Raw genomic sequence first — 14,366 nt, forward strand, 5'->3', positions numbered from 1 at the left:
GATTTCAGACGATTCAGACGAATTGGACTCTGTTTTTTCGATCACGGAGTCTGAAACTTCCCTGGCCGCGAAAGACGGTCGCTTCCGTCACAACTCGGCGCTAAAACTGGTCCCATGAAACTCTTTCTCGACACCGCCGACGTCGCCGTCATCAAGGACTTGCTGCCCACCGGGATGGTGGACGGCGTCACCACCAATCCTAGCCTGATCGCCAAGTCGGGTCGCAACATCGCCGAGGTCATCGCCGAAATCTGCGCCCTGGTCGAGGGGCCGATCTCGGCCGAGGCCGTGGCGACCGATTTCGAGACCATGGTCAAGGAAGGCGACAAGCTGGCCTCCATCGCCCCCAATGTCGTGGTCAAGCTGCCGCTGACCTGGGACGGCCTGCGCGCCACCCGCGCCTTCGCCGACAAGGGGATCAAGACCAACGTCACCCTGTGCTTCTCGGCAGCACAGGCCATGCTGGCGGCCAAGGCGGGCGCGACCTTCATCTCGCCCTTCGTCGGCCGTCTGGACGATGTCGGCGCCGACGGCGTGGGCCTGCTGGAAGACATCCGCACCCTGTACGACATCCACGACTTCAGCACGGAAATCCTGGCCGCCTCGGTGCGCAATGCGGACCATGTGACCGCCGCTGCGCTGGCCGGCGCCGACGCCTCGACCATTCCGGCCGACGTTTTCAAGGCCCTGGTAAAGCACCCGTTAACCGACAAGGGGTTGGATGCCTTCCTGGCCGACTGGGGCAAGACCGGTCAGTCGATTCTGTAGTTTCTGACCCGACGAGAGGTCCGCTTGAGCACTTCCCTGGACCTCTCTTCCGACCCGGCGGCGGGCCTGCACTGGCCGCAGGTGCGCGCCTGGCTGGAAGATCACGCCGAACACCTGCTGGACGACCGCGCCCTGCTGGAAGAGCTGGGCCTGGCCGCCACCGGCCGCAACGTCGTCGACTTCGGCCGCGCCGCCCTGGCGCGGCTGGAGGCCGTCGCCCAACGCGAAGCCGGGGCGCGCAAGCTGATCGAAGAGATCGCCCGCGCCAACTTCGCCGCCCAGACCCAGACCCACGTCGCCGCCCTGGACCTGATGGAGGCCCAGAGCCACGCCGAACTGGCGCGCTGCCTGGACGCCGTGACGCAGGGGCGTTTCGGCCTGGCCGGCGCCGCCGTGGCGATCGAAAAGCCGGGCGCCGTCCCCTTCGGCTGGAAGGCGCTGGAGCCGGGCCGCGTCGACGCCCTGCTGGGCGAGGACGGCCTGCACTGGCTCGGTCCCAACTTCACCGGCCTCAGCCTGTTCGGCCCGGCTGAGGGCGACGTCGCCTCGGTCGCCCTGGTGCGGATGAACCTGCGCCTGCCGGGCGCCGCCGCGCCCCGCGCCGCCCTGTGCGCCTTCGGCTCGGGCGAGGACGACGGCTTCACCCCCGCCATGGGCTGCGAACTGGTGGCCTTCGTCGCCCGCGTCGTCGAACGCATGGCCGAGCGATGGCCGCTGGACGCCTGAGCGCCCCCTCCATGACTTCGCAGGACGCTCTGGCCGCCTGGCTGGAGCATCTGGCCCACGAGCGCCGCCTGTCGCCGCGCACGCTGGAGGCCTACGGCCACATCGGCCGGCTGTATCTGACCTTTCTGGAGCGCCATCGCGGCGGGCCGCAGAGCGCGGCGGATCTGGGCTCGGTCACGGCGGCCGAGGCCCGCGCCCATCTGGCCGAGCGCCGCAGCGGGAATCGCCCGCTGAACGCCCGCTCGCTCAGCCAGACCCTGGCCGCCATCCGGAGCTTTCACGCCTTCCTCGACCGGCGTCTCGGCGTGGCGACGCCGCAACTGGCCCTGGTGCGCGGCCCCAAGGTCAAGCCGTCCTTGCCCCGCCCGGTCAGCGAGGATCAGGCCAAGGGCCTGTTGCACGAACCCGAGGCCGATCCCGACATGGAGCCGTGGGAGGCCGCACGCGACCGCGCCGTCCTGACCCTGCTCTACGGCTGCGGCCTGCGGATTTCCGAGGCCCTGTCGCTGAAGCGATCGGACGCCCCCCTGCCCGAATCCTTGCGCATCATCGGCAAGGGCGACAAGACGCGCATGGTCCCCGTCCTGCCGCAGGTGCGTGAGGCGACGGACGCCTATCTGGCGCTGCAGCCCTTCATCATCGACGCCGACCAGGCCCTGTTCCGAGCGAAGCGCGGCGGCCCCCTGAGCGCTCGCCATGTGCAGGCGACGGTGCAGCGGCTGCGCGGACGCCTCGGCCTGCCCGCCTCGACCACGCCCCACGCCCTGCGCCACAGCTTCGCCACCCACCTGCTCGGCGCCGGCGCCGACCTGCGCTCGATCCAGGAGCTGCTGGGCCACGCCAGCCTGTCGACGACGCAGAAATACACCCAGGTCGACGCCGCCCGCCTGCTGGCGGCCTACGCCCAGGCCCACCCGCGCGGCTGACCCTCCGCAAACGGACTTTTCAGCACCTCGAAAAGGCGCCAGAATTCCAGCCTGGGGATCGCGGAACGGGAGTTCACGCGCGTGCACAGGCCGATTCTCGTTTCTGAGACCGATCGCCTCGTCCCCAGCCGCCGCATGGCCCTGAGTCTGCTGGCCCAGACCGGGCTTGTTCTGGCCGCCCCGGCCTGGTCGCAGGATGCGGCGGGCCAGACGCCCTCCGCTCCGCCCGACGCCGAGACGCGCCTGCTGGCGAACCTGCTGACGCGCCTCGGGGTCGAGGTCGATCTGGACGGGCGCAAGGCGCTGTTCGTCATCGACACCGGCGCAGAGCGCAGCGCAGTCTCCGACCGGCTGGCGCAGGCGCTGGACCTTCCGCCCGGCCCGCCCGTCCTGGTGCACGGCATCACCACCGCCCAGATGACGCCGACCGTGCGCCTGCCGCATCTGGCCTTTTCCGAGCGACGGTTCGCCGGTCTGATCCTGCCGGTCTTTCCCCATGGACTACTGGGTGCCGACGGTCTTCTGGGGCTGGACGTGCTGTCGCGCTTTCGCCTGACGCTGGACCTGCGGCGCCGCCGCGTCATGATGGCCGCCTCGGGCCCGGATGTCGTGCGGCGCGGCCTGTCCTTCGGCGGGCGCGCCAGCCGCTTGGGCCAGGACATCACCGATGTCCGCTCGGGGCGCTTCAGCCAGCTGATCCTGACCCAGGTCGCCGCCGACAGCGTCCCGGCCGTCGCCTTCATCGACAGCGGCGCCCAATATTCGATCGGCAACCGCGCCCTGATGCGGGCGCTGGATTCACAGCTTGGCCGGGTCGAGCGCCCCTTGGTGCGCGTCTACGGCGTGATCGGCCAGTCCTTGCTGGTGCGCTCCGGCGCCGTGACCAATCTGCGGCTGGCGCGACGCGATCTGGGACCGACCCCCCTGCTGTTCGGCGACCTGCACGCCTTTCGCATCCTGAACCTGATCGACCGCCCCGCCCTGTTGTTGGGCGCAGACGTCCTGACCCGGTTCAGTCAGGTGACGCTGGACTATGGCCGCGGCCGCATCATCCTGGGCGGCCTGGTCCGCCGCCCGACGTCGCTGCCAGCGCCTCGCCCCTAGGCGATCAGATCGCCTTGACCGCTCCGCCGTCGATGCGGATCAGGGAGCCGGTGACATAGCCCGCCAGCGGACTGGCCAGGAAGGCGGCCACCGCGCCGAACTCCTCGGTCGTGCCGATGCGCCCAGCGGGGATGGACTTGACCGACTCGGCGCGCGCGTCCTGCGGCGTTGCGCCCGTGGCGGCGGCGCGGGCGGCGTCCAGCCGCTCGATACGCGGGGTGTCGATCCGGCCCGGCAGCAGGGTGTTGACCGTCACCCCATTGGCCGCGACTTCGCCCGCCAGGGTCTTGGCCCAGGCCGCCACCGAGGCGCGCAGGGTATTGGACACGCCCAGCGTCCCGATCGGCTCGATCACGCTGGTCGAGGCGACGTTCAGGACACGCCCCCAGCCCATGGCCCGCATCCCCGGCATGACCCGGTCCGTCAGGCGGAAGACCGACAGCACCATGGCCTCGAACTGATCGCGCCAGACCGTCGGATCGAGACCCGCCACGCCCGACGGCGACGGCCCGCCGGTGTTGTTCAGCAGGATCTGGATCGGCCCGCCCAGCTCCGTCTCGGCGACGTCGACCGCCTTCAGCAGGGCGTCGTGGTCGGCCAGATCGGCCGGAGCGATGATCGCCTTGCCCTGCCCCATGGCGTTCAGTTCGTCGGCCACGGCCTGCAGCTTGGCCGCATCACGCGACAGCAGGGCCACATGCGCCCCCTCGGCCACCAGGGCCGTCGCCACCGCCCGTCCCAGGCCGCTGGAGCCGCCGCAGATCAAGGCGCGCTTGCCGGTGAGTTGAAGGTCCATCCCGATTTCCCGTTGCGATAGGCGATAGACTTCACATGTACGAAGCCCGACCGCCCAAACAAGGCTCCTATGTCGCTTCCGCCCCTACCGATCGAAACCCAACGCCTGTCGCTTCGCCCCTTCCGTGCGGACGATTTCGAGGCTTATCGCGACTACCACGCTCGCCCCGAGGTCTATCGTTTTCTCTACGCCGCGCCGCCCGGCGCCGAGGAGACGCGCGCCGCCTTCACCGCCGCAACCCTTCCCGCATTCGCCAAGGACGGCGATGTCATGCGGTTGGCGGTCTCGCGCCGAACGGACAACGCCCTGTTGGGCGAGGTCTTGCTCAAACTCGCCAGCCTGAGCGCGCTCCAGGCCGAAGTCGGCTACATCTTCAATCCTGACTTCAACGGGCAGGGTTACGCAACCGAGGCCGTCGGCGCCTTGGTCGACGCCGGTTTCGCCACGCTAGACATGCACCGCATATTCGCCCGACTAGACGCCGATAATCGCGGCTCCATCGGCGTGGTCGAACGGCTGCGTTTCCGGCGCGAGGCGCATCTGATCCAGAACGACCGGTTCAACGGCGTCTGGGGCGACGAGTTCATCTACGCCATGTTGTCTGCGGATTGGGCCCGCCGTTAACGCAGCACCTCGTCCGAACTGACCAGCCGCACGTCGTGCATCTGGTCCAGATAGGCCTCGTAGTAGCCCTTGTGCGAGGCGCCCACGATAGTCAGCATCCGCGTGCCCGGATAGCGGCCCAGCACGTCGCGCATATTGGCGACCATGCGCAGGTTGCGGGTCTCCCAATAGCCGAGATAGCGTCGTCCGAACGCCTCGGGCGAGGGCTCGACGTGGGTCGCGCCGAAGTCCGACCGATAGGCCAGCATCTGCGTCTCCGGCGTGTTGTAGGCGCGGTAGATGTTCAGCAGACCGTCAGCCTGAGCCAGGTTTTCAAACAGGGGCTGATCCATGTCCTTGCGCGCCTGGACATAGGGATTGTCCCAGGCCGCCATGATCGCCTTGGCCTGCGCCGCCTCTTCTTCGGGACGGGTGGCGGAGTCCGCCGTGTGGTCATCCACCGCCCACAGACGCTCCTGCCCCAGCCGCGCCGCCAGGACGGCGGCCAGCAGATCGGACTCGTTCTTGCGCGTCATGCGCCGGTTCAGCTTGGCCGCCATATCCGCCGTCAGGCCGTCCTGAGCCTTGCGCTCACCCTCAGGCAGGCGCAGCCACTGCACCAGGGCCGAGGACGGCTCGCCCGCCGCAAGGAAGAGGGCCGCCAGCCGTCGCCGCTGGGCCGCCGTCGGAGCGGCGGGCCAGTCCGCCAGCAGGCGTTCGGCCTCGGCGTTGGCCGCGGGCACATCCAGGCCCAGGGCCTGCCCCTCGGCGCTCGGATCATAGCAGTAGGTCTCGACCGACTCGGCGTAGCGCGAGGGATAGCGCCGCATGGCGTCGCACTGCAGACCCGACAAGTTTTCGATGGCGACAGCGGTCGGGCGCCAGGCTTCCAGCCGCGCCAGCAAGGGCTCCAGCAGCTCGGGACGGAAGCTGTCCGGCAGGCTGGACAGGTGAGGCGAACCCAGCACCAGCACCTCATTGAAGGCGCCTGCCGGCGGTCCCTTCAGCTGGTCGGGGTGAAACGAGGGACGATACACCTGCGCCGAGGCGGCCGAACCGATCGCCACCCACGCCGCCGCCGCCAGCCAAATTCCCAGACGCATCGCCTCACCCTCGTTCTCGCGAAACCGTGGCGAAGCTGCGGGCGGGGCCGCGTCCCGACAAGTTAAGTTTCCGCAATCCGCCCCAGACGAAAACGGCGCGCCCCGTGCGGAGCGCGCCGTTCAGATCGCGGTCTGAAAGCCGGTGTGGCTTAGGCCTGCATGGTCCAGCCTTCGACGCCCATGGCCGCCTGGCGGACGGCTTCGGCGCGGGTCGGGTGCGGGTGGCAGGTGCGGGCGATGTCCTCGGACGAGCCGCCGAAGGCCATGGTCATGGTCGCTTCGCTGATCAGTTCGCCGGCCTGCGGACCATAGATGTGGACGCCCAGCAGCTTGTCGGTCGTCGCATCGGCCAGCACCTTCACGAAGCCGTCGGTCTCGTGGTTGATCTTGGCGCGGCTGTTGGCGGCGAACGGGAACTTGCCCTTCTTGTAGTTGACGCCCGCAGCCTTCAGCTGCTCCTCGGTCTTGCCGACCCAGGCCACTTCCGGCGTGGTGTAGATGACCGACGGAACCAGGTCGTAGTCGACGTGGCCCGGCTTGCCGGCGATCAGTTCGACCGTGGCGACGGCGTCTTCCTCGGCTTTGTGAGCCAGCATCGGGCCGTGGGTCACGTCGCCGATGACCCAGACGCCCGGCGCCGAGGTCTTGAAGTGGTCGTGACCGACGAAGCCGCGCTGATCCGGCGTGACGCCGACCGTCTCCAGACCCAGGCCCTCGGTGTAGGGACGACGGCCGATGGCGACCAGGACCACGTCGCCCTTGATCGTTTCAGCGGCGCCGCCGGCGGCGGGCTCGACCGTCAGTTCGACGCCGTCCTTGACCGACTTGGCTCCCGTGACCTTGGTCCCCATGCGGAAGGTCATGCCCTGCTTGGCCATGCCGCGCTGGAAGGCGGTGGCGACCTCGGCGTCCATGCCGGCGCCGACCTTGTCCAGGTATTCGACGACGGTGACTTCGGCGCCCAGGCGGCGCCAGACCGAACCCAGCTCCAGGCCGATCACGCCCGCGCCGATGACGATCATGTGCTTGGGCACCTTGGGCAGGAACAGGGCGCCGGTCGAGTCGATGACCTTGCCCTCCTCGAAGGCGACGCCCGGCAGCGGGGTCGGCTCGGAGCCGGTGGCGATGATGATGTTCTTGGCGTCATAGGTCGTCTTCGAGCCGTCGGCGGCCTCGACCTCGACCTTGCCCAAAGTCCCGTCATGGCCGGCGATGCGGCCGCGGCCCTTCAGCCAGTCGACCTTGTTCTTCTTGAACAGGAATTCGATGCCCTTGGTCAGGGCCTCGACGCTGTCGTCCTTGGCCTTGTGCATCTGGCCCAGGTTCAGCTTGGGCTTCACCTCGATGCCGATGCCGGCGAAGTCCTTGCCGGCGGCCTCATACAGTTCCGAAGCGTGCAGCAGCGCCTTGGAGGGCATGCAGCCCACGTTCAGGCAGGTGCCGCCCAGGGTCGAGCGCATCTCGACGCAGGCGACCTTGAGGCCCAGCTGGCCAGCGCGAATGGCGGCGTTGTAGCCGCCCGGCCCGCCCCCGATGATCACCACGTCGTAGGTCTGGGAAGCGTCGGCCATGGAAGTCCTCTGATCGGTCTGGCGCAGGGTTCGGGAAACGGCGCGGACACTAGCGCCGACCCCGGCGGGGTCAACCGCCAGGCTCCATATAGGCCCGGTTTGCGCCGGGGGCCATGCCGACCAAAGGCAAAGCGGCCCAAAGCCGCAAGGCAAAAGGGCCGGGCGTCTCCGCCCGGCCCTCCGTTTCGCCTTACCGGCCGATCAGTATTTGAAGCGCACGCCCATGAAGACGTTGTAGCCGAACTTCTCGTACTCATAGGTCCGCTCGCGCGAGCCGTAGTAGCGGACGCCCGCCGAGTCGGTCAGGTTCTTGGCCTCGCCGAACACCTCGACCCCGTTGCCGAAGTCGTAGGAGGCGGTGAAGTCCAGCTGCTCGCGCCCCTCGACGAACAGGTCGAAGTCGGGATCATCGGCGTTGATCTCTTCCAGATAGTCGCTGCGCTTGGTGTAGCTGAGGCGGGCGCTGAAGCCGGCCATCTCATAGAAGAGCGCCAGGTTGTAGTTGTTCTCCGACTGGCCCGGCAGCGAGAACTTGTTGCGGCCGCCATAGGCCTGGGCCGTTTCGATCTCGGCGTCGGTCCAGGTGTAGTTGGCGAAGACGCCGAAGCCCGAGGCCCAGCCCGGCAGGAAGCTGAACTTCTGCTGCCAGTTCAGCTCCAGCCCCATCAGATGGCCGTTCGGGGCGTTGATGGGGGTCTCGAACTCGGCGTCGAACTCGGTCCCGTCGATCGTCACCTTGTCCTCGTACTTGAGGATGTAGCGATAGTCGGTCAGGTCTTTGTAGAAGGCGTTGGCCGACACCACGCCCAGCGAGGCGAAGTAGTATTCCAGCCCAAAGTCGACGTTGTTCGACAGCGTCGGCTGCAGGTCCGGGTTGCCGATCTCATACGAGATGTCCGTGCCGTCGGTCTCTTCGATACGACGCGGGACGATCTGGTTGAACTCGGGGCGCGAGATCGAGCGCGTCAGGGCGAAGCGGCCGATCAGATTGTCCGAGAAGCTGTGGCGGACCGTCAGGTTAGGGAAGAACTCGGTGTCGTCGCGATCAACCCGCGCCATGTCATAGGGCTTGGTGCCGTCGTTATCGATCAGGCTGGCGGCCTCGCCCTCGAACTTGGTGTTCTCGACGCGCAGGCCGAAGATGATGTTGGTCGCACCGATGTCGAGGCGACCCTGGGCGTAGGCCGACAGGATGTCTTCCTTGGCGGTGTAGTCCGCCGCGATGGAATCCGCCGGACGGATCGGCGACAGCGGGCGCATCTGGCCGAAGTAGTCGTCCACCAGGCCGTTGTTGAACTTCTTGCCCAGCAGATAGTCGTAGTTGCGCGAGTCCGAGCCCGTCAGCAGGTCGGCGTAGGACTGCGACGGCGCATGGGCGGCGTCACGGCTGCGGAAGCGGTCCTCGTCGGCCGAGACGTCGCGGGTGCGGTATTTGCCGCCGAACTTCCAGGTGACCTCGCGGCCGCCGATGACCGAGGGCAGCTCAAAATTGGTCTGGAAGGTCAGCTCTTCCTGCTCGGTCGTGCTGGAACGGAAGGCGTTCTCGCGGAAGCGGTATTGCCCCGCATCCATGTGTTCGCCGGTCGTGAAGATCGAATAGGTCGGCTGATAGTGATCGCCGGTGAAGTCATAGGTGACCGACGGCTTGGCCCGAGACCGGAACAGCAGCTCGTTGCGGTTCGGATAGGTCTGCTCGCTGCTGGCCCACGAGATGTTCGCGTCCCACACGGCGCCGTTGCCGAAGATGCGCTCGGCCCCGGTCGTCAGGGTCAGGATCTCGTTCTTCTGGGTGCGGTGACGCAGCTGGCGCTCGACCGTCACCTCATTGAAGGTCGCCTTGCGGTCGGTCGCGCCGGTCTGCAGGTTTCCTTCGTCATAGGTCAGCAGCAGCTGGTTGCGGTATTCGTCATCCTCGAACTGGGCGAACGAGCCGCGGACCCAGGCGCGATAGGCGTCCGACGGGCGGAACTCCAGCGAGCCGTTGATCGACTGGCGCGTGCGCTCGGTGTCGTAGTCCTTGAACAGGCTTTCCTCGAGGGCGAACACCTCGCCGCCTTCGGGAGTCTCCATCTTGGTCCAGCCGGACTCGACGTTGTCGGGGCGGCGGTTGGTCTTGGAGTAGGAGTAGGACAGCAGGCCGCCGAAGGTCTGGTCCGCGCCGAAGACGTTCGACGCCGTGGCGCCCGCACGGATGTCCTCGCCGCCGTAGTCGTTGTAGCTGCCGCCGGCATAGCCGCTGACGGCCAGGCGGCGCTGGTCGAAGGGCGAGCGGGTCTTGATGTTGACGGCGCCGGCGATGGAGTCGGCGTCCTGGCTCGGCAGCAGGGTCTTGGAGATCTCGATGTTGGAGACGATGTCGCTGGGCAGGGTGTCCAGGTCGACCGCGCGCGTGCCCGGATCAACGGCCGGAACCGTCACCCCGTCCACCGACACGGCGGTGAAGGCCGACGGCGCGCCGCGCACGTTGATGTAGCGGCCCTCGCCCTGGTCGCGCTGGATGGCGATGCCCGGCACGCGTTGCAGCGATTCCGCCACGTTCGGGTCGGGGTAGCGGCCGATGGCGTCGGCCGACAGGACGTTGATCACGCCGTCGGCGTTCTTCTGCTGGTTCAGCGAACGGGCCACGCCCTCGGTGATGACGCCGTTGACGATGACGTCGGCCACGGCGACCGCATCGCCCGAGCCCATCATGACCGTGACCGAGGTCAGGCGGCCCGGCGCAGCGGCGACCGTCTGGGTCGCGGTCGGCAGGCCGATGTAGCGGGCCTCCAGCGTGACCTGGCCCGAGACGCCGCCCAGGTTGAACTCGCCCTGGCTGTTGCTGACCGCGCGGCGGCCGCTGGCGCGGTCGATGATCTCGGCGCCCGGCAGGGGCGAGCCGTCGGCGTTGACGACACGGCCGATCAGGCCGTCGCCCGCCGGGGCGGCCGCGACGGCCGGAGCGGCGTCAACCGCAACGTCGGCAGCCCTGGCGTCAGCAGCTTGGGCGGCGACAGCGAAAACCAGCGGCAGGCTCGCCGCGCTGAGAAGAAGTCCGAGCTTCATGATCCATATCCCCGAAGGCCGGCGCCGCTTCTGGCGGCCCGGTTCTGGCGGGATGGCTAATGCGCCGCGACGACGCGGCCGCGACGGTTTCACGAAAAGGAATCTGCGAGCGGAACACGGGATGACGACAGTTCGTCCCGACCCAGATCATCCGTTGTCGAACCATCGCCGAACCGTCGCGGCGGCGCCGTTGACCGCTCGGTCGCGCGCGTGTTTCGGGCGGACATTCCTCATTCGGACGGAAAGCCCCGCTCATGCCCGCCTCCCTGCCCCTGCGTTCGCTCGCCGGCCTTCTGGCCCCCGCCCTGCTTCTGGCCGCCTGCGCCGGACATGAGGTGGACTATCAGGGCGAGGGCGGCGGCTTCGTCGGCCAGGGCGCGCCCGTGCGCGCCGTGCTGGAGACGCCCTCGGTCGGCACGGTCGGCGACGACGCGGCCGACGATCCCGCCGTCTGGGCCTCGGCGACGCCCGTGACCATCGGCGGCGTCCAGACCCCCAGCTTCGTCGTCGGCACCGACAAGAAGGCGGGCCTCTACGTCTACGGCTTCGACGGCAAGATTCTGCAGTTCATGCCCGAGGGGCTGCTGAACAACGTCGACGTAGTCGAGGGCCTGAGCCTCGACGGCCGCCCGCAGTTGCTGATCGGGGCCAGCGACCGCACGCCGGGCCGCACCGGCGTCGCCCTCTATCTGTTCGACCCGGCCGGGACCGGCGACAACAAGGTGCGCTACTGGGGCTCCATCGCCACCGACGTGGTCGAGCCCTACGGCTTCTGCTTCGCCCGGCGCGGCGAAGAGGTTCACGCCGTCCTGGTCGGCCATGAAGGCGAACTGCGTCAGTTCATCGTCGCCGCCGGACCCGACGGCCGCCCCGCCGCACAGTTGGTCCGCCGCGCCGAGATCGGCTCCATCTCCGAAGGCTGCGCCGCCGATCCGGCGACCGACGCCCTCTACATCGCCGAGGAAAACGTCGGCCTGTGGCGCTACAGCCTCGATCCGGCTTCGGGCGGGACGCGCACCCTGGTCCAGCCGGTCGCGCCGGGCGTGCTGGTCGCCGACGCCGAGGGGCTGACGACGCTGACCGACGGCGCCGCGCGCTATCTGATCGCCTCCAGCCAGGGCGACTCGACCTTCCCCGTCTGGCGCATCGACGGCGCAGCGCCGCAGTTCAAGGGCCGCTTCGTGGTCGTGGACGGGACGATCGACGGGGTGACGGGCACCGACGGCCTGGCCGCGCTGGGCGGTCCGGTCGGCCCCTTCCCCGAGGGCCTGGTGGTGATCCAGGACGACGTCAACGACACCGGAACCCAGAACTTCAAATACGTCGACTGGCGCGACATTCGCGCCGCGCTGGGCCTGTAGGGCCAAAGGTGCAGAACGTGAAAAGGCCCGACGCGATCGTCGGGCCTTTTTCATGTGCGGCGATGAACAGGGCGCAAAAGGAAACGGGGCCCGACCTTGCGGCCAGACCCCGTTTTCCCTTTCGACTGGAGCGGGCGAGGCGATTCGAACGCCCGACCCTCACCTTGGCAAGGTGATGCTCTACCCCTGAGCTACGCCCGCACTCCGTTGGGAGCGATGTGCTGCTCCCCGTCGAGGAAGGGGCGTATAGCGGACCGACTTCGGATCGCGCAAGCCCCTTTTTCGATTTTCGTCCAATCCGTCGATTTTTTTCGAATAGCCCTGAAACTTCACACGAAAACGGCCTCCGAAACGCCCGCATGGACGCCTCGGAGGCCGCTTCAAAACGCCGCCGCCTGCCGCTACGCGCCCGGCCCGCTCAAGCAGCGAGCCGCCGCGCGGCGAGCGTTAGCGGCCTTCCGCTCCTCGCCTTAGCGAGGAGCCAGACGAATAGCCCCGTCCAGACGGATGCACTCGCCGTTGATGTAGGTGTTCTCGGCCAGGTGCAGGGCCAGGGCGGCGTAGTCGGCCGGCGTGCCCAGGCGCTTGGGGAAGGGGATCATGGCGGCCAGGGCGTCCTGCACCTTCTGGTCCATGCCCGCCATCATCGGCGTCCACATGATGCCCGGCAGAATGGTGTTGACCCGCACGCCCTCGTTCATCAGGTCGCGCGCCACCGGCAGGGTCATGGCGTAGACGCCGCCCTTGGACGCCGAATAGGCCGCCTGGCCGATCTGGCCGTCCTGCGCCGCCACCGAGGCGGTGTTGATGATCAGGCCGCGCTCGCCGTCGTCCATCGGCTCCAGCGTGACCATGCCCGCCGCCGACTGCGACAGGACGCGGAAGGTGCCGAACAGGTTGATCGAGACGGTGCGCTCGAACTGAGCCATGTCGTGGGCGCGGATCTCGCCGGTCTCACGCTTGCGGCTGACGGTCTTCTGGCCGGTGGCGATGCCGGCGCAGTTGACGGTCAGGCGCTCCTGGCCGTGGGCGGCGCGGGCCTTGGCGAAGCCGGCGGCGACGCTCTCGTCCGAGGTCACGTCCACCTTGCAGAAGACGCCGCCGATCTCCTGGGCGATGACCTCGCCGCGCTCTTCGTTCAGGTCGAACAGGGCGACCTTGACGCCCTTGGCCGCCAGGGCGCGCGCCGTGCCTTCGCCGAGGCCCGAAGCCCCGCCCGTCACCACTGCTGCGATCGAAGCGTCGAGTTTCATGAAAGTCGTCCTATATTCGATTGAACCGAGTGCTCGTGCGAGGATTTAGCGGCCATGACCGCAAAGACCAACGGGGTGTCGCCCGATGACGCCATCAATCCTGAAAAGGCTCTGGTTCCCGCCGTGCAGAAGGTGAACGAGATGCGCGTGCGCAAGGGCTTCTGGCCCAAGATGCGACGCACCGCCGCCCGCATCCCCTTCGCCGGACAGGCGATGGCCGCCTGGTACGCCGCCCAGGATCCCAAGACGCCGCTGGCGGCCAAGGGGCTGATCCTGGGGGCGCTGGCCTATTTCGTCATGCCGGTGGACGCCATTCCCGACATCTTCGCCGGCATCGGCTTCACCGACGACGCGGCGGTGATCGCGGCGGTGCTGGCGACCCTGGGCGCCCACCTCAAGCCCCGCCACCACGATCAGGCGGCGCAGGCGTTGAAGCGGCTGCGGGAGGACGAGGAATAAACCCTTCTCCCCTTGTGGGAGAAGGTGGGCGCCGAAGGCGCTCGGATGAGGGGTGTGGGCGCGGTCTTTTGATGATTGATGCAGGGGATGGCGACCGGACTTCAAATGCGCCGTCGCCACCCCTCATCCGTCAGGCTTCGCCTACCACCTTCTCCCACAAGGGNNTGCCGACGGCCGAGCGGTCGCTGAGGGCCTGGATGGCCTCATGGGCGCGCTCCAGCGGGAAGGTGCGGCTGACGCGCGGCTTGATCTTGCCCTCGGCGTAGAGCTGCATCAGCTCGGCCATGTTGGCGGCGTGGGCCTTGGGATCGCGGGCGACGGCGGCGCCCCAGAAGACGCCGACCACCGACACCGACTTCAGCAAGGTCAGGTTCAGCGGCAGGGACGGGATCCCCGCCGGGAAGCCCACCACCAGATAGCGGCCGTTCCAGTCCATCGCGCGCAGGGCCGGCTCGGCGTAATCGCCGCCCACCCCGTCGAACACCACATCGGCGCCGTCGCGGCCGGTCGACAGCTTGAACTCGCCCGACAGCTCCTTCTGGGCCGCCTTGTCCATCGGGCCGGAAGGGTAGATCAGGCCGTTGTCAGCGCCCAGCTCCAGCGCGAACTCCACCTTGTCGTTGGTCGAGGCGGCGGCGACCACGCGCGCGC

General features: G+C 68.3%; 13 protein-coding genes and 1 tRNA gene. 7 read left to right on the forward strand and 7 right to left on the reverse strand.

All coding sequences use genetic code 11. The features are described 5' to 3' along the window. Positions 1 to 114: 114 nt before the first annotated feature. The 4 genes from fsa to B2Y21_RS06280 all read left to right on the forward strand — a co-directional run bounded on the left by fsa (position 115) and on the right by B2Y21_RS06280 (position 3,524). A complete protein-coding gene (gene fsa, locus B2Y21_RS06265; RefSeq protein ID WP_003166309.1) occupies positions 115 to 768 on the forward strand; it encodes a fructose-6-phosphate aldolase in 654 nt (217 codons plus the stop codon). Positions 769 to 792: 24 nt separating this feature from the next. Then, positions 793 to 1,494, forward strand: coding sequence for a DUF484 family protein (locus B2Y21_RS06270; protein ID WP_292058036.1), 702 nt, complete (start codon positions 793 to 795; stop codon positions 1,492 to 1,494). Positions 1,495 to 1,505: 11 nt separating this feature from the next. Next, positions 1,506 to 2,420, forward strand: a complete 915-nt coding sequence (locus B2Y21_RS06275; RefSeq protein ID WP_292058038.1) for a tyrosine recombinase XerC — start codon at positions 1,506 to 1,508, stop codon at positions 2,418 to 2,420. A gap of 135 nt (positions 2,421 to 2,555) precedes the next feature. Further along, on the forward strand, positions 2,556 to 3,524 hold the full coding sequence (locus B2Y21_RS06280) for a pepsin/retropepsin-like aspartic protease family protein (protein ID WP_292058039.1): 969 nt from the start codon (positions 2,556 to 2,558) through the stop codon (positions 3,522 to 3,524). 4 nt (positions 3,525 to 3,528) lie between these two features. On the opposite strand, the gene B2Y21_RS06285 is transcribed toward B2Y21_RS06280, so the two are convergent. Then, entirely contained in the window at positions 3,529 to 4,320 is a 792-nt protein-coding gene (locus B2Y21_RS06285; protein WP_292058041.1) for an SDR family oxidoreductase, read from the reverse strand. 69 nt (positions 4,321 to 4,389) lie between these two features. Between B2Y21_RS06285 and B2Y21_RS06290 the strand changes: the two genes are divergently transcribed. Next, positions 4,390 to 4,944, forward strand: coding sequence for a GNAT family N-acetyltransferase (locus tag B2Y21_RS06290; protein WP_292058042.1), 555 nt, complete (start codon positions 4,390 to 4,392; stop codon positions 4,942 to 4,944). On the opposite strand, the gene B2Y21_RS06295 is transcribed toward B2Y21_RS06290, so the two are convergent. From B2Y21_RS06295 to B2Y21_RS06305, 3 genes are all read right to left on the reverse strand, one after another. Continuing rightward, positions 4,941 to 6,026: a DUF5694 domain-containing protein gene (locus B2Y21_RS06295; protein ID WP_292058044.1), complete on the reverse strand. Its 1,086-nt coding sequence runs from the start codon at positions 6,024 to 6,026 to the stop codon at positions 4,941 to 4,943. The genes B2Y21_RS06290 and B2Y21_RS06295 overlap by 4 nt on opposite strands. A 149-nt stretch (positions 6,027 to 6,175) precedes the next feature. Continuing rightward, entirely contained in the window at positions 6,176 to 7,597 is a 1,422-nt protein-coding gene (gene lpdA / locus B2Y21_RS06300; protein WP_292058046.1) for a dihydrolipoyl dehydrogenase, read from the reverse strand. A gap of 201 nt (positions 7,598 to 7,798) precedes the next feature. Next, complete coding sequence (locus tag B2Y21_RS06305) at positions 7,799 to 10,642, reverse strand: TonB-dependent receptor (protein ID WP_292058048.1); 2,844 nt, start codon at positions 10,640 to 10,642, stop codon at positions 7,799 to 7,801. Between the two features lie 254 nt (positions 10,643 to 10,896). Here B2Y21_RS06305 and B2Y21_RS06310 point away from each other — a divergent pair, with 254 nt between their 5' ends. After that, a complete protein-coding gene (locus B2Y21_RS06310) occupies positions 10,897 to 12,003 on the forward strand; it encodes a phytase (RefSeq protein WP_292058050.1) in 1,107 nt (368 codons plus the stop codon). A 126-nt stretch (positions 12,004 to 12,129) separates the two neighbouring features. Here B2Y21_RS06310 and B2Y21_RS06315 read toward each other — a convergent pair. Both B2Y21_RS06315 and B2Y21_RS06320 read right to left on the reverse strand, forming a co-directional pair. Next, positions 12,130 to 12,204: transfer RNA gene (locus B2Y21_RS06315), tRNA-Gly, on the reverse strand. 269 nt (positions 12,205 to 12,473) lie between these two features. Next, positions 12,474 to 13,256, reverse strand: a complete 783-nt coding sequence (locus B2Y21_RS06320; RefSeq protein ID WP_292058053.1) for an SDR family oxidoreductase — start codon at positions 13,254 to 13,256, stop codon at positions 12,474 to 12,476. Positions 13,257 to 13,310: 54 nt separating this feature from the next. On the opposite strand from B2Y21_RS06320, the gene B2Y21_RS06325 reads away from it, so the two are divergent. Beyond that, on the forward strand, positions 13,311 to 13,715 hold the full coding sequence (locus B2Y21_RS06325) for a YkvA family protein (RefSeq protein ID WP_003166321.1): 405 nt from the start codon (positions 13,311 to 13,313) through the stop codon (positions 13,713 to 13,715). 130 nt (positions 13,716 to 13,845) lie between these two features. Here B2Y21_RS06325 and B2Y21_RS06330 read toward each other — a convergent pair whose 3' ends face one another. Next, complete coding sequence (locus B2Y21_RS06330; protein WP_422653067.1) at positions 13,846 to 14,358, reverse strand: zinc-binding dehydrogenase; 513 nt, start codon at positions 14,356 to 14,358, stop codon at positions 13,846 to 13,848. Positions 14,359 to 14,366 lie beyond the last annotated feature (8 nt).

The organism is Brevundimonas sp. UBA5936 (genome assembly GCA_002430835.1).
Lineage (GTDB): Bacteria > Pseudomonadota > Alphaproteobacteria > Caulobacterales > Caulobacteraceae > Brevundimonas.

Coding starts and splice junctions, on each gene's coding strand:
- B2Y21_RS06290 (WP_292058042.1), top strand. CDS start 4,390: ATGTCGCTTCCGCCCCTACCGATCGAAACCCAACGCCTGTCGCTTCGC.
- B2Y21_RS06295 (WP_292058044.1), bottom strand. CDS start 6,026: ATGCGTCTGGGAATTTGGCTGGCGGCGGCGGCGTGGGTGGCGATCGGT.
- B2Y21_RS06310 (WP_292058050.1), top strand. CDS start 10,897: ATGCCCGCCTCCCTGCCCCTGCGTTCGCTCGCCGGCCTTCTGGCCCCC.
- fsa (WP_003166309.1), top strand. CDS start 115: ATGAAACTCTTTCTCGACACCGCCGACGTCGCCGTCATCAAGGACTTG.
- B2Y21_RS06305 (WP_292058048.1), bottom strand. CDS start 10,642: ATGAAGCTCGGACTTCTTCTCAGCGCGGCGAGCCTGCCGCTGGTTTTC.
- B2Y21_RS06320 (WP_292058053.1), bottom strand. CDS start 13,256: ATGAAACTCGACGCTTCGATCGCAGCAGTGGTGACGGGCGGGGCTTCG.
- B2Y21_RS06285 (WP_292058041.1), bottom strand. CDS start 4,320: ATGGACCTTCAACTCACCGGCAAGCGCGCCTTGATCTGCGGCGGCTCC.
- B2Y21_RS06275 (WP_292058038.1), top strand. CDS start 1,506: ATGACTTCGCAGGACGCTCTGGCCGCCTGGCTGGAGCATCTGGCCCAC.
- B2Y21_RS06280 (WP_292058039.1), top strand. CDS start 2,556: ATGGCCCTGAGTCTGCTGGCCCAGACCGGGCTTGTTCTGGCCGCCCCG.
- lpdA (WP_292058046.1), bottom strand. CDS start 7,597: ATGGCCGACGCTTCCCAGACCTACGACGTGGTGATCATCGGGGGCGGG.
- B2Y21_RS06325 (WP_003166321.1), top strand. CDS start 13,311: ATGACCGCAAAGACCAACGGGGTGTCGCCCGATGACGCCATCAATCCT.